The sequence below is a fragment of the Endozoicomonas sp. ISHI1 genome (genome assembly GCF_024606225.1).
Taxonomy (GTDB): domain Bacteria; phylum Pseudomonadota; class Gammaproteobacteria; order Pseudomonadales; family Endozoicomonadaceae; genus Endozoicomonas_A.
In genome coordinates this window covers 109931-133252 of the sequence record NZ_JAGRPU010000003.1, presented here as the reverse complement: position 1 = coordinate 133252, position 23322 = coordinate 109931, and the positions used below count along the sequence as shown (strand labels likewise).

Annotated in this window: 23 protein-coding genes; 12 read left to right on the top strand and 11 right to left on the bottom strand. The window is 46.6% G+C overall.

Features of this window, described 5'->3' with window-relative positions; genetic code table 11:
• Window positions 1–27: 27 nt before the first annotated feature.
• From KBW69_RS03785 to hpaR, 6 genes are all read right to left on the bottom strand, one after another.
• The gene (locus KBW69_RS03785) at window positions 28–1134 is read right to left on the bottom strand and encodes a fatty acid desaturase (protein WP_257275551.1); all 1107 of its coding nucleotides are present in this window, start codon (window positions 1132–1134) and stop codon (window positions 28–30) included.
• Between the two features lie 105 nt (window positions 1135–1239).
• Window positions 1240–2214, bottom strand: a complete 975-nt coding sequence (gene hutG / locus KBW69_RS03780; RefSeq protein WP_257275549.1) for a formimidoylglutamase — start codon at window positions 2212–2214, stop codon at window positions 1240–1242.
• Window positions 2215–2258: 44 nt separating this feature from the next.
• The gene (locus tag KBW69_RS03775) at window positions 2259–2549 is read right to left on the bottom strand and encodes a hypothetical protein (protein WP_257275548.1); all 291 of its coding nucleotides are present in this window, start codon (window positions 2547–2549) and stop codon (window positions 2259–2261) included.
• Between the two features lie 691 nt (window positions 2550–3240).
• Window positions 3241–4767: a Na+/H+ antiporter NhaC family protein gene (locus KBW69_RS03770; RefSeq protein WP_257275547.1), complete on the bottom strand. Its 1527-nt coding sequence runs from the start codon at window positions 4765–4767 to the stop codon at window positions 3241–3243.
• A 331-nt stretch (window positions 4768–5098) separates the two neighbouring features.
• The gene (locus tag KBW69_RS03765; RefSeq protein WP_257275546.1) at window positions 5099–5527 is read right to left on the bottom strand and encodes a cupin domain-containing protein; all 429 of its coding nucleotides are present in this window, start codon (window positions 5525–5527) and stop codon (window positions 5099–5101) included.
• 153 nt (window positions 5528–5680) lie between these two features.
• Complete coding sequence (gene hpaR / locus KBW69_RS03760) at window positions 5681–6103, bottom strand: homoprotocatechuate degradation operon regulator HpaR (RefSeq protein WP_257279960.1); 423 nt, start codon at window positions 6101–6103, stop codon at window positions 5681–5683.
• A 416-nt stretch (window positions 6104–6519) separates the two neighbouring features.
• Here hpaR and mmsB point away from each other — a divergent pair, with 416 nt between their 5' ends.
• Window positions 6520–7419: a 3-hydroxyisobutyrate dehydrogenase gene (gene mmsB / locus KBW69_RS03755; RefSeq protein ID WP_257279959.1), complete on the top strand. Its 900-nt coding sequence runs from the start codon at window positions 6520–6522 to the stop codon at window positions 7417–7419.
• On the opposite strand, the gene KBW69_RS03750 is transcribed toward mmsB, so the two are convergent.
• The 3 genes from KBW69_RS03750 to KBW69_RS03740 form a co-directional block, all read right to left on the bottom strand.
• Window positions 7420–8271: a S1 RNA-binding domain-containing protein gene (locus tag KBW69_RS03750; RefSeq protein ID WP_257275574.1), complete on the bottom strand. Its 852-nt coding sequence runs from the start codon at window positions 8269–8271 to the stop codon at window positions 7420–7422.
• A gap of 29 nt (window positions 8272–8300) precedes the next feature.
• Window positions 8301–8780: a GNAT family N-acetyltransferase gene (locus KBW69_RS03745; protein ID WP_257279958.1), complete on the bottom strand. Its 480-nt coding sequence runs from the start codon at window positions 8778–8780 to the stop codon at window positions 8301–8303.
• 127 nt (window positions 8781–8907) lie between these two features.
• Window positions 8908–9816, bottom strand: coding sequence for a pseudouridine-5'-phosphate glycosidase (locus KBW69_RS03740; protein WP_257279957.1), 909 nt, complete (start codon window positions 9814–9816; stop codon window positions 8908–8910).
• 264 nt (window positions 9817–10080) lie between these two features.
• Between KBW69_RS03740 and KBW69_RS03735 the strand changes: the two genes are divergently transcribed.
• From KBW69_RS03735 to KBW69_RS03685, 11 genes are all read left to right on the top strand, one after another.
• Window positions 10081–11100, top strand: coding sequence for a hypothetical protein (locus KBW69_RS03735; protein WP_257279956.1), 1020 nt, complete (start codon window positions 10081–10083; stop codon window positions 11098–11100).
• A 124-nt stretch (window positions 11101–11224) separates the two neighbouring features.
• On the top strand, window positions 11225–13012 hold the full coding sequence (locus tag KBW69_RS03730) for a hypothetical protein (protein ID WP_257279955.1): 1788 nt from the start codon (window positions 11225–11227) through the stop codon (window positions 13010–13012).
• Between the two features lie 185 nt (window positions 13013–13197).
• On the top strand, window positions 13198–14985 hold the full coding sequence (locus KBW69_RS03725) for a hypothetical protein (RefSeq protein WP_257279954.1): 1788 nt from the start codon (window positions 13198–13200) through the stop codon (window positions 14983–14985).
• A gap of 237 nt (window positions 14986–15222) precedes the next feature.
• Window positions 15223–15945, top strand: a complete 723-nt coding sequence (locus KBW69_RS03720; RefSeq protein WP_257252704.1) for a sulfite exporter TauE/SafE family protein — start codon at window positions 15223–15225, stop codon at window positions 15943–15945.
• Window positions 15946–16310: 365 nt separating this feature from the next.
• On the top strand, window positions 16311–17342 hold the full coding sequence (locus KBW69_RS03715; RefSeq protein WP_257252706.1) for a methionine ABC transporter ATP-binding protein: 1032 nt from the start codon (window positions 16311–16313) through the stop codon (window positions 17340–17342).
• On the top strand, window positions 17332–17988 hold the full coding sequence (locus KBW69_RS03710) for a methionine ABC transporter permease (RefSeq protein ID WP_257252703.1): 657 nt from the start codon (window positions 17332–17334) through the stop codon (window positions 17986–17988). The genes KBW69_RS03715 and KBW69_RS03710 overlap by 11 nt, the downstream gene beginning before the upstream one ends.
• Before the next feature lie 83 nt (window positions 17989–18071).
• A complete protein-coding gene (locus tag KBW69_RS03705) occupies window positions 18072–18890 on the top strand; it encodes a MetQ/NlpA family ABC transporter substrate-binding protein (RefSeq protein ID WP_257252701.1) in 819 nt (272 codons plus the stop codon).
• Window positions 18891–19175: 285 nt separating this feature from the next.
• Window positions 19176–19811 carry a glutathione S-transferase N-terminal domain-containing protein gene (locus KBW69_RS03700; protein ID WP_257252699.1) on the top strand — a complete coding sequence of 212 codons (636 nt, stop codon included), beginning with the start codon at window positions 19176–19178 and terminating at the stop codon, window positions 19809–19811.
• A 323-nt stretch (window positions 19812–20134) separates the two neighbouring features.
• Window positions 20135–20599, top strand: coding sequence for a ClpXP protease specificity-enhancing factor (locus tag KBW69_RS03695; protein ID WP_257279953.1), 465 nt, complete (start codon window positions 20135–20137; stop codon window positions 20597–20599).
• A 116-nt stretch (window positions 20600–20715) separates the two neighbouring features.
• The gene (locus tag KBW69_RS03690; protein WP_257279952.1) at window positions 20716–20988 is read left to right on the top strand and encodes an NADPH-dependent FMN reductase; all 273 of its coding nucleotides are present in this window, start codon (window positions 20716–20718) and stop codon (window positions 20986–20988) included.
• A 148-nt stretch (window positions 20989–21136) separates the two neighbouring features.
• Window positions 21137–21481, top strand: coding sequence for a hypothetical protein (locus KBW69_RS03685; RefSeq protein ID WP_373690668.1), 345 nt, complete (start codon window positions 21137–21139; stop codon window positions 21479–21481).
• A gap of 383 nt (window positions 21482–21864) precedes the next feature.
• Here the strand turns inward: KBW69_RS03685 and KBW69_RS03680 are convergent, their stop codons facing one another.
• On the bottom strand, window positions 21865–22437 hold the full coding sequence (locus tag KBW69_RS03680) for a BON domain-containing protein (protein ID WP_257279951.1): 573 nt from the start codon (window positions 22435–22437) through the stop codon (window positions 21865–21867).
• Between the two features lie 80 nt (window positions 22438–22517).
• Complete coding sequence (locus tag KBW69_RS03675; protein WP_257279950.1) at window positions 22518–23102, bottom strand: phosphoheptose isomerase; 585 nt, start codon at window positions 23100–23102, stop codon at window positions 22518–22520.
• Window positions 23103–23322: the final 220 nt, after the last annotated feature.

The window sequence follows — 23322 nt, the reverse complement described above, 5'->3', positions numbered from 1 at the left end:
CTGAGCTCTACTCGTAGATTTTGATCATCAGGTTAACAGGCCTGCACGGGCAAGCTGCCAGCGTTTTTGTTGCTCTTGCATGGAAGATTTCATCTCTTCATATTGCTTATGAAGCTCTGAGTTTTCCCAGTTCTGTTTAAGCTCTTCTGCTTTGTGCTCAACCCACTTCTGGCGAAGCTTGTTCCAGTCGTGCCAGGTGCTGCTCACCACTTCATACTGCTCTTCCAGCTTTTGCAGGGCAATCTGGCAGGTCAGTCTCTGGCTGGCATATTTGTACTGCATATCGATCCGGGCTTTTTCAATCCGGTAATCGCTGACTCGTCTCAGTTTGCCCGTCAGGCCGATTTTTGAGAAGCCGAAGATCAGCCACTTGGTTGGATCAAAATGCCACCAGCGAATGCCGTTGCGGTAGTCATACTGAAAAATATGGTGGTAGTTGTGATAGCCCTCACCCCAGGTCACCAGAGCCAGGATACCGTTATCCCGGGCGGTATTTTTGTCGGTGTAAGGTCGTTTGCCCCAGATATGAGCCAGAGAGTTAATAAAAAAAGTAAAGTGATGACTCAGTACCAGCCTCAATACGCCGCCCAGAAGTATCATGGCAATAACATCGCCCATCAGGAAACCTGCCAGCGTTGGCACACCCAGATTCATCAACAGAACCAGTGGCACGTAGTATTTCTGTTGCCAGACGACAATAGGGTCTCTTTGCAGGTCTTTGATATTAGAAAAATCACTGGCCTTTGGATCGTAGTCCCGAAGCATCCAGCCAATGTGGGAGAACCAGAAACCACGACTGGCAGAGTAAGGGTCTTTGTGGTGATCGTCGACAAAAGCATGGTGGCGGCGATGACCTGATGTCCAGTTCATGATGCTGTTCTGAATCGCCATGGCACCCCAGATTGCAAACCAGAGACGCAGTGACCAGTGGGCTTCATAGGTCTTGTGAGACCATAGCCGATGGTAGCCAGCAGTAATGGCTGTACCATTAAACATAAGGATTAATCCTGCAACGATCCATTCACGGAGTTCAAAACCATGGGTAAAACCGTACCAGGGAACAAGGGTGACCATGGCTAAAAACGTTAGTGAAAAAAGTAACGTGGTCACCCAAATAAGACGGGGTTTCTCCATTTTACGCTCATATAGTGTTTATCCGGAAAGCATGATTTTCGCACAATGTTTCTACGCTGTTAAGGCGAAATAGTAGCTGCGCTCCCTCAGCATGTGCACCCTTTGTTATTCATTCGGTTGATCGGTGAGCTGGTTAATCAACCAGGCAGCCAGCCTTGCTGTACGCAGATCATGATCAAACTCAGGGTTGTATTCAGCAACATCTATCACCCGTACTTTCGCACATTCCTTGATGGTCTGCAGAAGGGTTGCCGTTAGGTCCAGGGGAATTCCCCTTACCGCCGGAGCACTCACCCCCGGAGCCTGGTAAGAGGGAAAAGCATCAAGATCAATGGTTAAACAAACATGATCCACCATAGAGGTGAAACACGTCAGTTCTTCGATCAGAAAATCGAGATTATCTCTATGAACCTGATCATCGGTGATATAGGCTACATTCAGCTCATCAGCCCGTTCGAACAGCGCCTGAGTGTTACTGCTGCGGCTGATGCCAAGACACATACAGTGAAAGTCAAGATTCTGATGCTCGCAGAACTGAGCCATCTGCCAGAAGGGGGTTCCGGAACTGGCTCCTTTCTCTGGCTTTCTCAGATCAAAGTGGGCATTGAAATTGATCACACCAATATTCAATCCTTTGAGGGTCTTGTGATCGTGGATAAGAAAGTCTGCCAGCCCTTTAAAACTCCCCCAGGCTATTTCGTGTCCACCCCCCAGGCCGACTGGTAGCATGCCATCCCTGAGCGCTTTCACCAGCGCCTGGCTGAATTGATCCTGTGCGCTTTCCAGGTCGCCATCCTGACAGTGAACGTTGCCCAGATCATAAAGTCCATCGTCTCGATTCCAGGGAAGATTGGCGAGGCATTTTCGAATCAGGTCCGGGCCATTGGCAGCACCCACTCTGCCATGATTACGCCTGACACCTTCGTCGCTGGCCAGCCCGATTAGCACCAGACCACTGGAGCCTGAGTGTTCTGAGTAGGGTTTAACTTTCTGGTGCCAGCGTTGTGTCTGCTGCGGGTCGCCGTCGTAATCTTCCCGGCCGTTCCAGACATTGGTTTCTACAGGTTTTAACTCAGACATGAGAAGTGGGCACTCTTACTCTGGAATACCGCCCCCCCGGGGCTTCAGCAGCTTTCAGTGATCCGGGGAGGCGGCGACCGGTTCAAAGCTGTTTTTGTTTCAGGCTTCTGGCATCGTCTGACTTCAACGTTACGGAGCGTGAGCGAAAGTCTATCAACAGTGAAGAAGGCTGCCAACGCCATGGGTATGTCTGACATTCGACGTTTTCCAATTGGAGAGAGCCGGGATTCCATCAGAAAATAAAAAGCCATTGGCAATAATAATGTAGCAACTGTGACGCTGTTCTCCAGTGCTTTCAGACCTTCTTCACTACTCTCACATTGAAAAATGTTCAAGAATTGTCACTTCAAACTCTTCTAAACCAATACGAATTCGAAGTGTTTGAGCTTCAAAATCATAACTTACGATGGCCACATTGCTGACAAGATATCTATCTCCATACTTGTATTCTATTAAATATTCACCACATCTTTTGTGGATGGTTGCCGGCTCACAAGAGCATGATTCATAAGGGGACGTAATCTTATACACTTCGTATGAGTGGACAGGTAATGATATAAGAAAAACTAATGCAAAAAAGAGGGATCTTAAACTCATCTGACACACCTGGATTGTGGTCTGGCTGAATCTTCTCGTTTTGATTCATGTTCAAGAATGACAACTTCATAGCGACTGAAACCAACGCGAATTTGAAACGTTTGGGCTTCAACGTCAAAGCTTTCGACATTAATCTGACGGGTTAGATAGCTCCCACCACACCTGTGTGCCATATAATGTAGATCATCTATTTTGAAAATGGTTGCTGTCTCACAAGAGCATGATCGGTAAGGGAAAGGAGTCACAACCTTATAGACCTGGTAAGCGTATACAGGTATTGGTATAAAAAAAACTAATACAAAAAAGAGTTTTCTTAAACTCATTTAACGCACCTGAGTTGCTGCACCAGTGAGCACCTTAAATCAACGTTTACATTCGAGATGTAAACGCAAGAGTAATCTGCAAGACGTATTTTCTTAATCAAAAAACCTATGCAAAAAAGTAGGCAGTTGCCGTCCATAAACAAGCGGCTAACGAAGCAGCAAATATTGCTGGAATGATCTGAGACTTCACATGATCCATCAGATCGCACCCTGTGGTCATCGAGCTTAATATAGTCGTGTCGGATATGGGTGAACATTGATCGCCGAACACGCTTCCATTTAACACTGTGGCAAAACATATCATCATGAACAGCTCTGGATTGGCTAATGACTGTGATTGTGCAATGGCCCAGGCCAGAGGCATGGCGAGAGGGAAGGTGATCGCATAGGTTCCCCAGCTTGTACCCGTTGAAAAAGCAATGGCCATAGTAACCAGTTGTAAAATAACCGGTAATAACCAAAAGGGAAGTTGTTCACCAAATATTGACACTACATAGGACCCGCCGCCAACTTCCTTGCTGATACTGCCAATGATCATGGCGAGCATCAGGATGACTGAAGCAACCACCACACCTTTTAATCCATCACCAAAACCTTCAATGACATTGGCCAATGACATGCCTTTGACCAGGGCAATGGTAGCAGATAGCAACAGAGCGGTTCCGAAGGCCCAGTTTACTTTTGGAGTACCCAAATAAACGAACGTCAGGACAGCGATACCAATCAGACTGACCAGAGGAATAATGAATTCCAGAACATGCGGGTTGTAATGATCGGGAACGTTGGGCGTTTGCAATTCTGTTGAGCTAAGTGGTTGTGCACCTTCAGCGTCTAACTGACCCGTTTCCATTGCTCTTTTATTAGCCTGTCTCATGAGGTTCCCAGAAAAACAAGTAATATTCAGGCACAGTAAAAGTGTTCCTGTAACAGCCAAAATGCTGTAAAAACTGAAAGGAATACTGCTAAAGAAAAAAGCTAAACGATCTGCTTCCGTTGCCAGAAATGACACGCCTGGCACAAAAATAAATGCCTGAACGTAGGCAGGCCAAGCGTTGAATGCCAATACAGAAGCGATGGGTGATGCTGTTGAGTCGACAATGTAACTCATTTCTTCATGGCTGACTTTGGCTTTGTCGGCAATCGGACGTATTGTAGTGCCTACCAGCACTGTACTTATTGTCCCCCCCTGAAAAAACAGTACCCCCAGAAGCCATGCGACAAGCTTCGCTGAACGTTGGCTCTTTACAAAGTGTTTGGTCATAAATGTGGCAAATGCTTGTGCGGCACCCGTTTTAGACCAAACCCCCAAGAGGCCGCCAAGAAGCCACAAATACAGCAATAATATAGCTGCAGTGCCTTCTTTAGCTAAGTTGGGAATAATCACTTTGTCAGTCAGGTCGTATCGACCGAGCATGATTGAACCAATAATGATGCCGCCCAACAAGGCTGTTAATGGCTCTCTGGTGAGCAAGCATAAGGCTATCGTTACTAATCCGGGAAGAAGCGACCAGAAGCCATAGTGAAAGGCGGGTTTGAGCAATTCGACATTGCTTTCGTATTGGTGGTTACTATTAACTGCAGCCAAAATCCCCAACAAAAAGACTATCAACGCAAAAATATTGTAATTCTTCATTGATCATACCTTTCGTAACCAGAAGAACTCAGATGGATTTAAGCAACAACTATGGCAGCCTGCTCAGTGTAGACCTTAAGCCGCGGGCACCGGGCGAGAAACTATTCTGGTATAGCTCTTGGCATAGTATTAAATGATGTGAATTCATGCAGCCCGAGGGTTACCCGGGCAAACTGATATAGTGCTTATTCACTGTATCGCCAGCCTCAGAATATGGGAGCCTGTCTTGGACAGTTTCGTCATGCTGCAAGGTGACTGGAATTGAATTTAAGAAGCTGTCGCAAAACGTTGGTTCCCACGCGACAGTCTCTCCAAACCGGGGATCTATCGGTTATGGTTCTTCTTTTTTTAGCACCGTGATAGCCTGACCTTCATCACCGGCGTAGACGACAATGATTTCTGCAGGCTCATCAGATTTGTTTTCGCCGTAATGCCATTCATCCACCATCTCAACCAAAGCCTCACCCGCTTTCAGCTCCAGTTTCTTGCCATCGGATAAGCGGACAACTGTGAGCTTACCCTTAACCAGGTAGCCTGCATTGATAACAGGGTGCTTATGGATAGGCAGTCTTGAATGTGGGGCAATGGCAATGCGAAGCACATGGACTTCAGGGTTCTTGAGGTTGACTCCTTTCAGAGAGTTACCATCCCAACTGGTCGTGCTGTGCGCCAGTACTTCGGTAGAAGACTGGCCAGCAGGAAAAGTGAAAGAACTACCAATAGCCAGAAACAGAGCGGCGCTTTTTAGAGCGGTCTTCATTATAATTTTACTCCGAGGGGATTGGTTGATTTATTCACTAAAGAAAAATGAATCCTGATCTGATCAGTCTACCACCCGTCACACGTCTGAACGTACTTTAATGGCTGTTATGCAGCCGATATTCAGTCGCCTGTAGAAGTAAAATAATGGATCTCAGTTGGTCAGCAGGCTGACTTCATCAAGTAACTCTTTCAGCCGTTCCATCTTTTCCTGACTTAACCCCTGGGTAAGACGGCTATAACTGTTTTCCACCATAGGGGTCATTTCGTCCAAGAGTTTTCTGGCTTTTGGGGTTGCCTTGACCAAAATGCGTCGATGGTCTTCTGATGACTTGCGGCGGCTGACATAATCCTGTTGTTCCAGTCGCTGGATAATGCCCGTCAGACTGGGGCTCAGGATGCAGCAAGCATCAGCCAGCTGTTTGGTTTCCATCTCATCAGCGTCGTTCAGAACCCGCATCACTCTCCATTGCTGTTCAGTAATGGAGTGCTCCTGCAGCATGGGACGGAAGAAGCTCATGGCTGCCTCTCTGGCCTTGAGTAACTTGAGTGGTAGAGAATCTTCGTACTTGCGCATCGTGTTTAGTTTACAACAAATAACTATGATTGGCGGATTGTGTGCATCTTGTTCCGGATAATCAAGACAATGATGTAATTAATTACATGCTATTTATTCGTACTCGACAAAAAAACAGTAACTGTATCTCTAAAGGGTATGCGACCGGAATATTCACCTTCCTCAGAGGCATTGTCAGAAGTATCAGCATTGTATACATGCAGATGAGTGCATTCTGAAGTGCAGTCTCGTCTGGCCTGGCCGTGTGAAAAGTGTTCAGTGAGTAGGCTTTAATGAGGGGTTCTGACGCATTGAAGCCGTCTTCACAGCATGAAATACACAGGTTTTAGTTTTAGTCGAAATCCTGCATATTATAAACGTACTACTCTGTTTAATTGTGCTGAGATGACAACAACAAACACTCGGGAGTGCGGATCATGGCAACGGTTGCGTTTATCGGCCTTGGCAATATGGGAGCGCCCATGGCAGCTAATCTGGTCAGGGGTGGTCATGATGTGAGTGTATTTGACCTTGTTCCTGAGGCAGTCAATGCTCTGACCGCTTTGGGAGCAAAAGCTTCGGGCAGTGCAGAGCAGGCATGTTCCGGGGCTGAGTTCGTTATTTCAATGTTGCCCGCTGGCAAGCATGTGGAAAGTCTTTATCTGGATCAGGGGTTGCTGGATTCTGCTCCGGCCTCTGCCATTCTTGTCGACACCAGTACTATTGATGCGGATACCGCCAGAAAGTTATCGGCGGCTGCCGTCGAGAAAGGGAAGTCAATGGTGGATGCGCCGGTGTCCGGTGGCGTTGCCGGCGCGGCAGCAGGTACTCTGTCGTTTATGTGCGGGGCAGCCAATCCTGAAGTGTTTGAAAAGGTGAAACCTTTACTGCTGGATATGGGGGAAAATGTCTTTCTGGCGGGTGGGCCAGGTGCGGGTCAGGTGGCTAAAGCCTGTAATAATATGTTGCTGTCTATCTCGATGATAGGTACCTCAGAGGCGCTTAATCTTGGCGCTAAAAATGGCCTCGATCCTGCCGTACTTTCTGACATCATGCTGGCCAGCTCGGGTAAAAACTGGGTTCTGGAGGTGTATAACCCATGTCCTGGACTGATGGCGAATGCTCCGGCTTCCAGAGACTATGAGCCGGGCTTTATGAGTGAACTGATGTTGAAAGATCTTGAGTTGGCAATGGCGGCTGCCAGTGGCAGTGAGACCGTTACGCCTCTGGGTGGCCTTGCTTATTCTCTCTATAACCGCCATGTTTCCGGGGGGATGGGCAAGAAAGATTTTTCCAGCATCTTTCAGGCTATAGAAAGTTTGCAGTCAGAAGGTTAATCACTGACAGCTACGGATACCTGATGCTTCAATTTGAATAAGACGCTGCTTGTATAATCCACCCAGTGCCATTTTGAAAGCACGTTTGCTGGCTCCAAAGGCCCGTTTTATTTCAGCAGGATCGGTTTTATCGTTCATGGGAAGAAAACCTCCGGCGGCTTCCAGCTTGTCCATGATCTGCTGGCTGAGAGAGTCCATCGCTTTTTGGTCAAAGCCGGGCTTTTTCAGACAGAGGTCAATTTTCCCATCCGGTCTGATACGCTTGATATAGCCTTGTACTTTATCACCCAGTTTGACTGAGTCGTTTACTTCCTGACTGAAAAGCAGTCCCTGATGTTTGTTGTTGATAATCGCCATGTAGCCAAGGTCGGTTTTGTCGTGAATCAGGAGGGATACAGGTTGGCTGTTTTGATACTCTCCTGCTGAGCGATCAATAAACTTGTGCAGCTTGGAGGATCCGACTATGCGTTTTGTCTGTTCATCCTGATAGAGATAAACAACATAGCGCCCGCCTTCACGCATGCGGGTTTTTTGTTCACGAAACGGTACCAGTAGATCCTTGCCCAGATTCCAGTCGAGAAAGGCGCCAATCTGGTTGACTTCTTTGACTTGCAGGGCAGCAAACTCACCAATAGAGGCCAGAGGTGTCTCTGTCGTTGCGATCAGATGGTCTTCGGAGTCCAGGTAGACAAAGACATCCAGTTCATCCCCAATAGTGCAGTCTGTAGGCACATGTCTTTTGGGTAGCAGGATTTCATCAAACTGTCTACCATCCAGAAATACACCGAAGCCTGCTTTATCGACGACTTTCAGGCGATTTTTCTGGCCAATTTTAACGTACTTTCCAGACATATCTGTTCCTTTGAGCGAAAGGTGAAAAGTCAGAGTTTTTTCTCCCAGAACAAGGCGTGTCCGAGGTGTTCATCCAGTGCGTAACCTGCGAAGCCCAACTTCCGGTAAGCGGCCTGTGCTACAGGGTTGCCTTGCAGTACTTCCAGAGTGATTTTGCAACACCCTTTTTCTATGGCAACTTGCTCAACTTTTTCAAAAAGTTTTCTGCAAAGGCTCTGACCTCTGAATGACTCATTAACGACCACATCATGGATGTTGATCAGTGGTTTGCAGGCAAAAGTGGAAAATCCTTCCAGGCAGTTAGCCAGAGCGGCTGGTTGCCCATCAACCAGACAGAGGACAGAGAATGCAAAAGGACGTTTTGCTAATTCCTGAATCAGATGTCCTTTGGCGAAGGTGCTTAATGGCATTCCTCCGCCCATTGGGTCTTTGGCATAGTGGTCGAGTAACTCAATAATGGCCTGGCCATGGTCGGGGTTCGAATAATCGGCTACGAAAATATCGGGCATGTAAATGATTTCTGATAAATGGAGTTAAAGAATTTAGAAAAGTATTCTTGCATAACGGATCATGAATGGATAGCAGCCCGACATGGTTCTGAGTCGGGTCGCTCAGTCAATCCTGATGTTACAGTGATTAATTGAATTGGCGGGCAATCATGGCCGCCAGCCGGGTGTTATTTCTGAGCATGGAAAGATTCGCCAGCAGCAGCTGCTCACCATGATGCTGGTAGAGGTGCTCAAGCAGGAAGGGTGTCAGGGCTTTACCGTGTATGCCTTGTTTCTCTGCATGGTAAACAGCATCATCGACTTTGGGAGAGACGTCTTCCCAGGGTATTGCGTATTCTTTGGGGAGCGGGTTGCAGATCAACAAGCCTCCGCACGCTGGCAGAGTGAGCTGACACTCAATAAGATGAGCCGCCTGTTTGGCAGAATTGACGCTGAAGTCAACCGACAAGTCAGAGTCACGGCTGTAATAGGCGGGTAGTCTGTCAGTCTGGTAGCCAATAACCGGAACGCCGTGGGTTTCGAGAAATTCAAGGGTTTTCGTCAGGTCCAGAATCGCTTTGGGGCCACCACAAACCACGGCAACAGGAGTTCGACCCAGCTCGATCAGATCAGCGGAAATATCGAGGGTCTTTTCGCCCTGCTTATGGACACCGCCAATACCACCAGTGGCCATTATCCGTATCCCAACCATGGCCGCAATCATCATAGTGGCTGCCACGGTGGTCCCTCCCGAATATTCGTGGCTGATCAAGCCTGCCAGATCTCTTCGGCTTGCTTTGTGAATCGAATTATCCTGAGAGGTGATAAATTCCAGCTCTCCTTTCGAAAGGCCAGCTTTTATCCTTCCATTGATAATTGCAGTAGTAGCGGGCTGAACGCCTTCATCCAGAAGTATTTTTTCCAGCTCAAGAGCGACCTCTAGATTCTGGGGGAAGGGCAGTCCATGGGAAAATACGACGGACTCAAGTGCTACAACAGGGATGCCAGAGGTCATAGCGGTAGTGACATCCGGATGAATATCAAGAAAGTTATTCACGACAACACCCTCTGAACTGAACGAAAAGCCGGAGTTTAATCAAAGTGAAACATAGTTCAGAGGTTTCGTGTGTGCTCAGATAACGAGTACATGTTCATCGCATGGTAGCGATGTGTCGCTGTGACTTACTCCCCGGAACTTTTCATTGTTTATCGAATCAAAAACTATAGTACCAAATTAAAAAACTAATATGGAGGTTACGACTATGAACCCTTCCTGTATTGCCGGAGTAAACGGATACCCGACGCCTGCAAGATCCGAAGCTTGGACTTCTTTGTTTTGTTTGATGCCTTCGGCAAGGTGATGTGCCCTTCCATCACGTTGCGACAGGCTTTTATTGACAGTTTATGCCAGAAAGAAGCCCATAATATCAATCCAGTGATCGGGATCAGTACGCCTGAAGATATTAGAACCGGCAGCCTCAAAGGACACAGAGACATGGCGATTCCGTTTCCTGGCCACCCTTTGCCAAAAACTGCTGACTACTTATCTGCTCAATTGATTCTCGAGTTTATGCTGCATGATCTTTATCATGCAGTACGAGCCAGCATGTTAAGAAATGCTGATATCGATTTAATCGTTGCCGTTGCCGATGTTGTGAGAAAAATTAAAATGGCCTTCCACAATGAGTACATTCAGGTAAAACAGGATTTTCAGCAGAAGAAAGCGTGCTTTGAAAGCTCTATTTCCAAATACCCGCAGGAACAACAAGACCAAAAGATAAAAGACTGGCAGAAGTATGAGGAGTCGGCCAATAATAGGCTCGATTATTTGCGACGTACCAGAAAAGCCCTGGGGCAACTTGCATTTAACCTTGAAGATCTGGAAACCAATGAAGTAACTTGGAGGATATATCCGGAAGATTATGATAACGAACGATTCAGATATCACTTGTCAAATATTCTGTTTCAATTGAACAGGTCTTCGGGACAACCGTGGCGCGAGTTGCTAAGTGAAACCGATGCAGGCATTGTCGGCCAGTGCATTATTCCGATGATTATCGGTAATTTGTCTAATCCCCAGAGATTTTATCGTTATTTTTGCTGGGAGATTGATAGGGAAGTCAATTTATATCACAATAAAGATCTCTCAGAAACGCAGAAAAAGGAATACGTAGCCAGAAGTAAAAAGTTGATTGAACCGCTGAATCCATCAGCAAAGCTCGACAAATTACAGTGGCCGACTTTCCTCCGGGAAGCCAACATAGATGATAAATGGAGTGCCTATTCCAAACTCTGGACTTGGTTAATGAACCAATGCAATTTACTGATCTATTTTGATTGAACGTACAATTAATTAAAACGTCTTTTCAAAAGTTGTTATCCGGGTGCGTATCCAGTGACTTATGGCTCGGAACTTAATACTGTCTATCGGGTCAAACATTTTAATACCAAATGATAAAACCAACATGGAGGTTAAAATCATGACCCCTTCCTGTATTGCCGGGGCAAATGGATACCCGACGTTTTCAAGATCCGAAAATACTGCGCCAAGTCGCGTTGGTGCCATTTGGCGCACCATTACCGGCTCATTCAGATGTGTTAGCGGCACGGCTAATGATACGGTGTTGCCTGATAATCAGAGACATTCAGCAACCCCCTCAACCGATTTGAAGGTCAGAGACGTTAAAGGAACCTCTTTAAGCCCCCTGGATTTGCCAGGCACCGGTGACCATGCAAAGGCGTTCAAAGAAGTGGTTCGCAGAATTAAGACAGACCAACAATCATTGATCATGGAGAAGGTAAACGCCGTTACTCCGTTTCAGCTCCACCAAATGGCCCAGTGCTGTCGCAAACCAGAAACAATCACTATAGAACACCAAAGCTTTTTAAAATCTGATACCTTTGCCTATGCAGCGCTCCGTGCATTTAGGGAAAAGAAAATCAGCCGCAATGAATTTGCAACCCTGGTTACCCTGCAGGGCGTTTACTTGGAAGGTGTCCAGGATATAAATTCATTTAGAATTGTGCATCACAAACTGTTTGATGATAATGGAGAAGTTAATAAATACGCCTGGGACTTCATAGCGTGTTCACTGACAAGGTCAGAGATGTTTTTTAACGGTTGTTCTTTCGATGTCAATGCCATCATCAAGAAAATGGAGCGTTTGCTTAAAAATGCACCTCAGGTTGAGGCCGGTTTCTGGATCTGTAACTACCCAGCTTCTTTAGACAAAAACGAAGGGCAGCTCACGATGAGAAAAGCCCTGTTAAGCAATGACTTCTTTGTTTTATTTTCTGCCTTCGGCGGCGTAATATGCCCGTCCATGACGTTGCGACAGGCCTTCATTGATAGTTTTTGCCTGAAAGAAGCCCATAAAATCAATCCAGTGATCGGGATCAGTACACCTGAAGATATTAGAGCCGGTAGCCTGAAAGGCCACAGAGACATGGAGATTCCTTTTCCCGGCCATCCTTTGCCAAAAACGGCTGACCACTTATCTGTTCGATTGATTCTCGAGTTTATAGCGCATGATTTTTATCATGCATTACGAGCCAGCATGTTAAGAAATACTGATATCCATTTAATCGTTGCCGTTGCTGATGTTGTGAGAAAGATTAAAATGGCCTTCCAAAATGAGTACATTAAGGAAAAACAGGATTTTCAGCAGAAGAAAGCGTGCTTTGAAAGCTCTATTTCCACATATCCGCAGGAACAACAAGACAAAAAGATAGAAGACTGGCAGAAGTATGAGACGTCGGTCAATAATAGGCTCGATTATCTGCGAGATACCAGAATAGCCTTGGGCCAATTTGCATTTAACCTTGATGATCTTGAAACCCATAGGCGAAAGTGGAGGATACATCTGCATGATTATGATAGAGAGCTATTCAAACATCACTTGTCAAATATTCTGGTGCAATTGAACAGGTCTGCGGGAAAAACCTGGCGTAAGTTGCTGAGTGAAAACGATGCAGGCATTGTCGGCCAATGTATTATTCCGATGATTATCGGTAGATTGTCTCATCCTCAGGATTTTTATAGTGATTTCTGCTGGGAAATTGATAGGGAAGCCAATTTATATCCCAATGAAGATCTCTCAGAAACGCAGAAAAAGGAATACGTAGCCAGAGGTAAAAAGTTGATTGAACCGCTGAATCCATCGGTTAAACTGGATCAATCACAATGGCCGACTTTCCTCAAGGAAGCCATGAAAGGTGATAAAAAGATGACACATTCGAAACTCCGGGCTTGATTAATGAATAAATGAAGTCATGCAACTCTCTGATCTTTTTAGATTGAGCGTACAATGAATTAAAACGTCTTCTCAATAGTGGTTATCCTGGTGCGTATCCGGTGGCTTATGGCCCGGAACTTAATACTGTCTATCGGGTCAAACATTTTAATACCAAATGATAAAACCAACATGGAGGTTAAAACATGACTCCTTCCTTTATTGCCGGGGCAAATGAATATCCGACGCTTTCAAGATCCGAAAATACCACGCCAAGTCGCGTTGGTGCCATTTGGCGAAGTATTACCGGCTCATTCAGGTGTGTTAGCAGCGCGACTAATGATACTGTGTTGCCTGACGACCAGCGCTACTCAACAACCTCCTCAACCGATTTGAAGGTCAGAGACGTTAGAGGAACCTCTTTTAGTCCCCTGGATTTGCCAGGCGCTGATGACCATGCAAAGGCGTTTAAAGAAGTCGTTCGTAGAATTGAGACAGATCAACAATCATTGATCATGGAGAAGGTAAACGCCATTACTCCGCTGCAGCTCCAACAAATTGCCCAGTGTTGTTGCAAACCAGAAAAAATCACTACAGAACACCACCGCTTTTTAAAAACAGATACCTTTGCCTATGCAGCGCTCCGTGCATTTCGGGAAAAGAAAATCAGCCGCAATGAATTTGCAACCCTGGTTACCCTGCAGGGCGTTTACCTGGAAGGTATCCAGAATATAAATTCATTTAAGATTGTGCATCACAAGCTGTTTGACGATAAGGGAAACGCGAATAAAGTCAACTGGGAAATCATAAAGTTATCATTGGAAAAGTCAGAGAGGTTTTTTCTCGATTCTTCTTTTGATGTCGATTCCATCATCATGGAAATGAAGCGTTTGCTTAAAAAAGCACCTCCGGCTGAAGCAGGTTTCTGGTCCTGCAAGTACCCAATTGGCTTTGGTGAAGAAGAAGGAGGGCAGAAAACGATGAAAAAAGCCCTGCTAAGCAGAGATTTCTGGGTTTTATTTGTTGATTGCTGGTGGACTGGGTGGATGATATGCCCGTCGATCACGTTGCGACAGGCTTTTATTGACAGTTTTTGTCAGAAAGAAGCCCATAAAATCAATCCAGTGATCGGGAGCAGTACACCTGAAGATATTAGAACCGGCGGCCTGAAAGGATACAGAGACATGGCCATTCCGTTTCCTGGGCATCCTTTGCCAAAAACTGCTGACTACTTATCTGCAATATTGATTCTCGTGTTTATGCAGCATGATTTTTATCATGCGGTACGAGCCAGCATGCTAAAAAATGCTGATATCCATGTAATCATTGCCATTGCCGATGTTGTGAGAAAGATTAAAACGGCCTTCCATAATGAGTACACCAGGGTAAAACAGGATTTTCAGCAGAAGAAAGAGTGCTTTGAAAGCTCCATTTCCACATGCTCGCAGGAACAACAAGACCAAAAGATAGAAGAATGGCAGGAGTGTGAGAAGTCGGCCAAAAAAACGCTGGAATATCTGAAGTCTACCAGAAAAGCCCTGGGCCAACTGGCATTTAACCTTGAAGATCTTGAAACCCATTTACCAACGTGGGACATACATCGGCATAACTATGATGAAAATCGATTCATACATCACTTATCAAATATTTTGTTTCAGTTGAACAGTTCTTTGGGAAAAACGTGGAGTGAGTTACTGAGTGAAACCGATGCAGGTATTGTTGGTCAGTGCGTTATTCCGATGATTTCCGGTAATTTGTCTAATCCCCGGAAAATGTATGATCATTTCTGCCGCACGATTGATAGGGTAGTAAATTCTGCTGGCAAACAACATCTCTCAGAAACGCAGAAACAGGAATACGTAGCCAGAAGTAAAAAGTTCATTGAACCGCTGAATCCATCGGCAAAGCTGGACCAATCACAATGGCCGACTTTCCTCCGGGGAACCATGATAGGTGATAAGCGGGTGCTCATTCCAAGCTCTGGACTTGGTTAATGAACAAATGAAATCATGCAATTTATTGATTTTTTTGATTAACTGCGGCAGTCAGGTTCAGGTTGGAGGTAACGACAATTACCTTTCATTCTGTAGAAAGCATTACAGGGAGTTGTTTGGAAGATAAACGTCTTTTGTCGTGATACGCCTTTTATGGGTATAAATGACAGTAGATTCTTTTCATAGCAAACGGTTATATTTATATCCCCTTTCGATATTTGATGTTTCAGTGATGTTATGGATTTGAGTCTGTACCCGCAACTAATAGCCATGCTCGTTGTCTTCCTGGGGGCTCTGATCCAGGGCATGGTCGGTTTTGGTATGGCGGTGGTGGCCGCACCTATTCTCTATATCGTTGCACCCTCTCTGGTGCCGGCTACCCTGATCTGCATGGCTATGTTCCTTTCTCTCCTGACGGTCAGAAAGTATCGGGGGGCACTGGATTTGGCAGAGATGAAGTATGCTGTGGCTGGCAGAATTCCGGGTTCACTGCTGGGAGCTTATCTTTTGGCAGTGGCCTCCAGAGAGCACATGAGTCTTTTTATTGGTCTGGCTGTGCTGATGGCCGTTTTTGTGAGTCTGTTTTCTGTAAAGATTCGAGCGACTAAATCCAGCTTGTTTGTCGCTGGTGTTGTTTCTGGTATCACAGGCACAACATCGTCTATTGGCGGGCCTCCGGTAGCCCTGGTCATGCAGAACGAAACCGGTGACAAAATCCGGGCCAGCATGTCCATTTATTTTGTTTTCAGCAGTACTATCTCACTGATATTTCTATCAGTAGCAGGCATGGTGGGTCTTGATGACTTTAAAGATGCCCTGATGCTGCTTCCAGCTGTATTGCTGGGGAGTAAAACCGCTTCCCATGTATCCCCCCGAATTGATCAAAGAATTATGCGCCATGCCTTGCTTGTTCTTTGCAGTATTGCTGGTGTCAGTGCTATTGCTTCGGGTGTTCGCTAGTTGATCTTTGAGGCCATGCTTCCGCTTACATTCCTGCTGGGAAAGCAGAGCAGTTGACTTTGGTTTTTTTGTCGTTTAGGCTTTTGAGGAATGCGCTGATTTGTCTTGGCTTGCGGGCGCTCTAGAAATACGGCTAAAAGAAGGGGTTATGAACGCATTCATGAAAAACCACTCTGTTTAGCACAGAGTGGTTTTTTTTTTGGTCGTGAAAAAGAGGTCGCCTGGCGGACCTCAAGGCTGTAATCCGAGTCGACAGCATGACCAGCTCCCATTGAAAACCATCAAGGTAGACGAATTGATTGAACTGACTGAATATACCTCAGTCGGCCATGACCTGATTGTATCTGAATCAGGCAGGAGTAATGATGATAGAACTGAAAAACCTTACCAAGGTGTTTAAGGTAGGAGGTAGAGAGCTTAAGGCGCTGGATGGGATTAACCTCACTGTGCCTGAAGGATCAATCTACGGTGTGATTGGCTCAAGCGGCGCTGGCAAGAGTACGCTGATACGTTGTGTCAATATGTTAGAGCGTCCCGGTTCGGGCCGGGTCATTGTGGACGGGCAGGACCTCACTCAGTTGACCGGGAAAGAACTGCGTCTGGTCCGCCACAACATTGGCATGATTTTCCAGCACTTCAATCTGCTGTCGAGTCGAACTGTTTATCAGAATATTGCTCTACCACTGGAACTGGCCGGTGCCAGTTCACAAGAAATAGAAACGGCGGTGATTCCCCTGCTGGATCTGACCGGTTTGAAAGAAAAGCGGGACAGCTATCCTTCTCAGCTTTCAGGTGGTCAGAAACAGAGGGTGGCTATTGCTCGCGCCCTGGCCAGTAAGCCAAAGGTTCTTTTGTGTGATGAGGCAACTTCTGCGCTTGACCCTCAGACCACACGATCCATTCTTGGACTTTTGAAGGATATTAATCGTGAGTTGAAGATCACAGTGCTGATCATTACTCATGAGATGGATGTTGTTAAAACGATTTGCGATCGAGTTGCCATACTAAGCCATGGTCAACTGATTGAAGAGAATGATGTCGAATCCTTCTTCCTGAATCCAAAAACGGAATTGTCCAGAGAGTTTGTTTGCAGTGCCATCCACCAAAAACCGGCGGCTGAAGTGGAAAGCCGCTTTCAGTCAGAGCCGACCGAAGGCTCAAGGCCGGTTGTAAGGATTACCTTTGTAGGGCGTCGGGTGGTGGAGCCCTTAATTACCCGGGCGGCAAGGCAGTTTGGTACTGATTTTGTGATTCTGCAAGCCGACATTGAAACCGTTCATGGTAAGTCCATGGGCTTTCTGATGGTAGAAATTATGGGCGAGGAGTCAGATGTTGAGGCTTCCATGACGTTCCTCAGGGATAATGTACAGGTGGAGGTAGTGGGTTATGTCAGCTGATTCCTGGCTTCTTCTGGGGAAGGCACTCTGGGAAACCCTTTACATGACAGTGGTGTCTGGTGGGCTCAGTTTTCTCTTTGGTATTCCGCTTGGTGTGTTGCTATATATTACCAAGCCCGGTCGTATTAAAGAAAATGCGGTTTTGAATTCAGTGCTGGGTGCTATCGTCAACGCTACACGTTCTGTGCCTTTTATTATACTGCTGGTGGCGATCATTCCCCTGACTCGCCTGCTGGTGGGAACCTCCATCGGGACAACAGCTGCGATTGTGCCACTGACCCTTGCAGCTATCCCATTTGTTGCTCGCATTGCTGAAGGCGCCATCAATGAAGTACCTTTCGGACTGGTTGAAGCAGCCCAATCCATGGGCGCAACACCTTTGCAGATCGTCAGTCGGGTATTGCTGCCTGAAGCGCGCCCCGGCCTGATTAATGGTATGACTATTACTCTGGTGACTCTGGTCAGTTACTCGGCCATGGCAGGTGCCATCGGTGGTGGAGGTCTTGGTGATCTGGGCATCCGCTACGGCTACCAGCGTTTTGATGGCGTCATCATGCTCGCCACTGTTGTGGTGCTTATTGTGCTGGTGCAGCTGATACAGAGTATTGGTGACCGTTTGCAAAATTATTACGACAGAACTCGCTGATTGTTTGCGAATTTAAATTATTGAATGGGGCAGGCTGTTTCAGTGGTTTGTCCAATGTGACTGGCTGAATGGAGAAGTGAAGAATGTTTGCAGTCAATAAATTAAAGTCACTCGCAGTTGCGGCGCTTGTGGCGGGCGGTGTCCTGTTGGCGGGATGTGGCTCTGAGAATGCCTCAGAAGGCCCTTTGAAAGTGGGTGTTATGGCGGGGCCGGAAGCTGACGTCATGAAAGTGGCCGCTGACATTGCTAAAAAAGATCACGGTGTAGATGTTGAGTTGGTTGAGTTTTCTGACTACGTTTCTCCCAATGTGGCTCTGGCTGACGGTTCTATTGATGCTAACGCCTTCCAGCACAGGCCGTATCTGGACAGCATGATTCGTGATCGTGGCTTCAAGCTGGCAGCTGTTGGAAATACTTTTGTCTACCCGATTGGCGCGTACTCCAAAAAAATCAAAGATATCAGTGAGCTTAAAGACGGTGCCAAAGTAGCGATTCCTAACGACCCAAGTAACGAAGGTCGTACGCTAATCCTTTTGGACAAAAAGGGTTTCATCAAGCTGAAAGACATTAATAATCTGGAAGCGACACCGGCTGATATTGTTGAAAATCCAAAAAAACTTCAGTTCATCGAGCTGGATGCTGCGCAATTACCCCGCTCTCTGGATGACGTTGATCTGGCTTTCATCAACTCTACCTACTCTGTGCCAGCAGGGCTGTTGCCAGAGCGTGACGCACTGCTGGTAGAAGGTAAAGACTCTCCTTATGTCAATCTGATTGTGGCGCGCGAGGACAATAAGAATGATCCCCGCATCAGGGCTCTGGTCGAGTCTTACCACACTCCGGCAGTGGAGGAGAAAGCCAGGGAGCTGTTTAAGGGGAGTGCGGTTCCTGGCTGGAAGTAATTGGCTTTTCTCATAAGCGTATTAACAGCTTCTGAGACAACTTGTTGGTTATAGCGGGTTTTGAATATTTATTCAGGTTTTCGGGTTGTTCTTAGAGTTATTGTCCCCTTGTGTTACGAAAGTTTCCAGGGTCTCTATTCCGCAGGGCGTAAAGTTTGCTAAGATAACCCGTTATTTTATTGTGTCGGCCCGTCAGGCCAGCATTGCTCGTCCGATTTATGGGATCGAATGAGTAGGCTGGCTCGATTGGGAGCTCATTTCCTTTGCATGAGGCGGGGGTATTTCATGGCTGTAGTTGCCAAAAAGTCATCCATGATTTTTTTCTCGGATCCATCTGACCACTACTGTCACAGGGTTCGTATTGTTCTGGCCGAAAAAGGGGTCGCGGTAGACATTCAGGATGTAAATCCTGAAAATCTGCCTCAGGAACTGTCTGATCTCAACCCGTACAATAGTCTTCCAACTCTGGTCGATCGTGAGCTGGTGCTTTACGAGCCAAGCGTCATGATGGAGTACTTGGATGAGCGTTTTCCTCATCCTCCTTTGTTGCCCGTTTATCCGGTCAGCCGTGCCCAGAGTCGTCTGATGATGCACCGCATCCAGAAAGACTGGTGCAGCTTGGTGGATATCATTACGGATCCAAAAACCAAAGAGACGCCTGCGGCCCGTGCTCGTAAAGAGCTTCGTGAAAGCCTGCTCTCCGTAGCGCCTATTTTTGCTGAAAAGCCATTCTTTATGAGTGATGAATTCACTCTGGTGGACTGCTGTGTAGCCCCAATCCTTTGGAGGCTGTCAGCGATGGGTATTGAACTGCCCAGGCAGGGGCAGGCTATCCTGGATTATGCTGAACGTTTGTTTGAGCGTGAGTCCTTCAAAGAGAGCTTGTCTGAAATTGAAAAAGAGATGCGTGACACTCTTTGATTTGAGGTGGATCCCGGCAGTATGACTGCCGGAATTTAAGAATCTGGCTAAGCAGCCATGAGCTAAGAGTGTCGTTGAATCTCTGGTTGACAGATGGTTTTTCAGCTCTTGGCATATTAGAAGTTTTCTCTGTTTCAGAGGGTGTCGAAAAAGTGCTGCGCTTTGCCGTTGAGGTGCTAAAAAGTAGCTTTGCCCCGCTTCGGCGATACCTCTTTTCTGGAGAGGGTTAAAGGACTTCTTCTATATTGGCTATTGATGGTGCGAAGGATGAGTTGGCCTGGGGTCAGGCAGCCGTCGGAAGTTAGCCTGGATGGAGACAGATTATGACAATGACCAGCAGTCGTCCTTACATTACCAGAGCCTTGTATGACTGGATTCTTGAAAATGACTGCACCCCATACATCCTGGTGGATACTGCCAGGAAAGGGGTCGAGGTACCCAGAGAGTACGTTAAGGACAATCAAATAGTCCTTAACATTTCCCCTGCAGCGGTGCGTGCCATGCATATGGGAAATGATGTCATAACCTTTGATGGTCGCTTTGGCGGTGAGGCGTTGACCATAGTGGTTCCTGTAGAAGCATTGATGGCCATCTATGCCCGCGAGAACGGGCAGGGTATGGTGTTCGAAGTAGAGCCCTTCGCTGAGTCGGAAGAGGTAGGGGCTTCTCATCTTGAATTGGAGGCTGTATCAGGTCCGGAGTCTCAGGAAACACCACCTGCAAAAGAAGAGGAGTCCAAAAAAACTCCCCGCAAGTCTGGCAAGCCACATCTGAAAGTCGTTAAATAGGTCGGAGTTTAAATCTCTGGGCTTGGCCTTTCAGGTCAAGCTGGCTTCGCTTCGGTGGAATATTTTGGTTATTATTTTCTTGTACTTAATAATCGGAATGGTTGAAAGAGGTTTTGATGAACCTGACAATTGTTAGTGGAAGTCACCGCAGGGAATCCCAGAGTGTTCGTATCGGTCGTGTCCTCAAGGAGCGTGCAGAAGCGTTGGGGCTCTTTGATCAGATTGATCTTCTTGATCTGGCAGGAAATCCTCTGCCGTTGTGGGATGAGTCCATCTGGTCTGGCAATGAGGAGTGGAAGTCTCTTTTGGCTCCCTGGAGGGCTGCATTAAGCGCTAGCAGCCTGTCAGACTTAAGGCTGTCCTACTGCGGTTGCAATAAATTGGTCTAAAAATTCCTGCTTCTTCGTCAAATAGCTCGCTATTCTCCTCAGAAGCAGAAATTTTTATCCTCAATTTCTTGCAATCCTTGCTACGGTCGCTTAAGTCCGACAGGCTGCTAGTGATGCGATTGTAGTGGTGACACCGGAGTGGAATGGTATGGTTCCTTCAGGTCTGAAAAACTTTTTCCTGATCTTCGGGGCAGAGCAATTAGGGCATAAGCCAGGTTTGATTACAGCGGTGTCTTCCGGGCAGGGCGGTTCTTACCCTGTTGTGGAGCTGCGTTCAAGCAGTTATAAGAATTGCCGTCTGTGCTACATTCCTGATCACCTTATTGTGCGGAATGTCACTTCTGTCATGACGGGTGAAGATGCAGAGGCTGATCAACATATGCAAAAGCGTATGGATTACAGCCTGGTCGTCCTGAAAGAGTATGCACTTGGATTAAAAACTGTGCGTGAAAGCGGTGTTATTGATCACCAGACTTTCCGAAACGGCATGTAAGTTTCATTCAGAGAGTGCTCGTGGCGCTCTCCCTCTCTTCGATTTTATTTCTGTTACCTGAAAATAAGCACATGACTGGCGGAGAAATGATCCACCCCTCTCACATTATTAAACTCAAAAATGGTGGCTTGGTTGCTTAATCACGACGAAAGGTGCTCCCCGTATGAAAGAAGACAGATTCTCCGAATATGAAATGCTGAGTCGCATTGAGGCCAGTGAAACAAGGTATGGGTATTTCGGAAGAGAGAGGAAAGTGCAAGGCTTTCCTCTGGTGCTATTTTTACTTAGCTTGTTGAATGGATAGGTTTTGACAAGGGGTGAGAAAAGCTGGCACAAGCGGACAAGACCTGTTGAATATGGCTGCGCCAGCATAGTTGTTTGGGCTACTGAATGTATTCGAAGACTTTGACTATTTTCTGAACGCCACCAGTGTTCCTGGTAATGTCCACTGCAGCCTGTGCTTGTCTGGGTGTTGTCAGCCCCATCAGGTAGACAGTACCTTTTTCTGTATTGATCTTGATGCGGTCTGCAGAAACGTCTTCGCTCTTGATCAGATTGGTCTTCACCTTCGTCGTTAGCCAGGAGTCGTTACTCTGTTCGAGCAGGCTGGCGTTAATGCCTAAAGTAAGTTCGTTGTAGACCTTGTCAACTTCGCTGACATTTTTGGCAGTCTCTTCTGCCAGGTGTTTAAGCTCGTTGCTGGGCACCTGTCCGATTAAAAGCACGGTGCCATTAAAGCTGACGACTTTAATGCGACTGTTTTTAAAGCGCTCGTCGGCTTTCTTAATGTTGACGGCTGCAATGGTTTCAATGGTTTGGTCGTCTATCAAATTGCCCCATGATCGCTCTGTGGGGTCCATACGGATGGGGTCTTCATTGACGCTGCTTAAAATGGTCGAACAACCCCCCAGCAGTATGACTGAGCTGGTTAAAATCAGGGCGTATAAACGCTTCACCTTGTTATCTCCTGTCGATGATGAATTAAACGGGGTCTGTTGTTTTAAAGTGAAAAATGTTTTTTGTTGTGTATATTGGCTTACTCTCCGGAAAACAGGAATTCATCGATCAGGTCGCAGAGGCAATGAATGACCAGTGTGTGAACTTCCCGAATGCGTGGAGAACTATTGTCCGGAACCCTTATTTCAATGTCTTCAGGGTGCAGCAGTCTCACCATATCGCCACCGCTTTTACCGGTCAGGGCAATGACCTGCATATCCCGATCATGAGCGGCCTGGATGGCTTGGACAATATTGGGGCAATTGCCTGATGTCGAAATCGCCAAAAGAATGTCGCCCTGTTGTCCCAGTGCCCGAATTTGTTTTGAGAAGACTTCGTGAAAGCTGGTGTCATTAGCAATTGAGCTTAATGTCAGACTATCGGCACACAAAGACATAGCTGGCAATGCAGGTCTTTCTCGTTCATAACGGTTGAGCAAATCGGAAACAAATTGCTGAGCATCTCCTGCGGAGCCGCCGTTTCCACAGGTCAGGATCTTTCCTTCATTCAGAAGGGATTGCACCATAAGCTCGGATGCCTGGGCGATCAGGGGGGGCAGGGTGTCGGCAGCACGAATTTTGGCGTCAATGCTGTCTGAAAAATGTTGTGTAATGCGCTCATGCATGTCTCAAAATCCCGAGTGGTTCGACGCCGCAGGTTTCGAAGCAGGTATTTTCTTTCGCTAAAGGCATTTGATAATCGCGAGAGCCTCATGAGTTTATGGGTGTTTTAACAGAGCAATTAGTTTACCGTGATTTCTTTTTCATTACTCCTTTTTGTTGCTTGCTTACATCAGCAAGACAACAGCAAGAGAGATTGGCTCATGTTTATATGTTTTTGCTGTT

What these genes read in the sequence shown, in the direction of transcription:
- KBW69_RS03750 (WP_257275574.1), bottom strand. Translation starts at nt 8,271, where the DNA reads ATGTCTGGAAAGTACGTTAAAATTGGCCAGAAAAATCGCCTGAAAGTC.
- KBW69_RS03695 (WP_257279953.1), top strand. Translation starts at nt 20,135, where the DNA reads ATGACAATGACCAGCAGTCGTCCTTACATTACCAGAGCCTTGTATGAC.
- KBW69_RS03725 (WP_257279954.1), top strand. Translation starts at nt 13,198, where the DNA reads ATGACTCCTTCCTTTATTGCCGGGGCAAATGAATATCCGACGCTTTCA.
- KBW69_RS03675 (WP_257279950.1), bottom strand. Translation starts at nt 23,102, where the DNA reads ATGCATGAGCGCATTACACAACATTTTTCAGACAGCATTGACGCCAAA.
- KBW69_RS03770 (WP_257275547.1), bottom strand. Translation starts at nt 4,767, where the DNA reads ATGAAGAATTACAATATTTTTGCGTTGATAGTCTTTTTGTTGGGGATT.
- KBW69_RS03730 (WP_257279955.1), top strand. Translation starts at nt 11,225, where the DNA reads ATGGAGGTTAAAATCATGACCCCTTCCTGTATTGCCGGGGCAAATGGA.
- KBW69_RS03765 (WP_257275546.1), bottom strand. Translation starts at nt 5,527, where the DNA reads ATGAAGACCGCTCTAAAAAGCGCCGCTCTGTTTCTGGCTATTGGTAGT.
- KBW69_RS03710 (WP_257252703.1), top strand. Translation starts at nt 17,332, where the DNA reads ATGTCAGCTGATTCCTGGCTTCTTCTGGGGAAGGCACTCTGGGAAACC.
- KBW69_RS03700 (WP_257252699.1), top strand. Translation starts at nt 19,176, where the DNA reads ATGGCTGTAGTTGCCAAAAAGTCATCCATGATTTTTTTCTCGGATCCA.
- KBW69_RS03685 (WP_373690668.1), top strand. Translation starts at nt 21,137, where the DNA reads ATGGTTCCTTCAGGTCTGAAAAACTTTTTCCTGATCTTCGGGGCAGAG.
- KBW69_RS03785 (WP_257275551.1), bottom strand. Translation starts at nt 1,134, where the DNA reads ATGGAGAAACCCCGTCTTATTTGGGTGACCACGTTACTTTTTTCACTA.
- KBW69_RS03720 (WP_257252704.1), top strand. Translation starts at nt 15,223, where the DNA reads ATGGATTTGAGTCTGTACCCGCAACTAATAGCCATGCTCGTTGTCTTC.
- KBW69_RS03715 (WP_257252706.1), top strand. Translation starts at nt 16,311, where the DNA reads ATGATAGAACTGAAAAACCTTACCAAGGTGTTTAAGGTAGGAGGTAGA.
- mmsB (WP_257279959.1), top strand. Translation starts at nt 6,520, where the DNA reads ATGGCAACGGTTGCGTTTATCGGCCTTGGCAATATGGGAGCGCCCATG.
- hutG (WP_257275549.1), bottom strand. Translation starts at nt 2,214, where the DNA reads ATGTCTGAGTTAAAACCTGTAGAAACCAATGTCTGGAACGGCCGGGAA.
- KBW69_RS03690 (WP_257279952.1), top strand. Translation starts at nt 20,716, where the DNA reads ATGAACCTGACAATTGTTAGTGGAAGTCACCGCAGGGAATCCCAGAGT.
- KBW69_RS03745 (WP_257279958.1), bottom strand. Translation starts at nt 8,780, where the DNA reads ATGCCCGATATTTTCGTAGCCGATTATTCGAACCCCGACCATGGCCAG.
- hpaR (WP_257279960.1), bottom strand. Translation starts at nt 6,103, where the DNA reads ATGCGCAAGTACGAAGATTCTCTACCACTCAAGTTACTCAAGGCCAGA.
- KBW69_RS03705 (WP_257252701.1), top strand. Translation starts at nt 18,072, where the DNA reads ATGTTTGCAGTCAATAAATTAAAGTCACTCGCAGTTGCGGCGCTTGTG.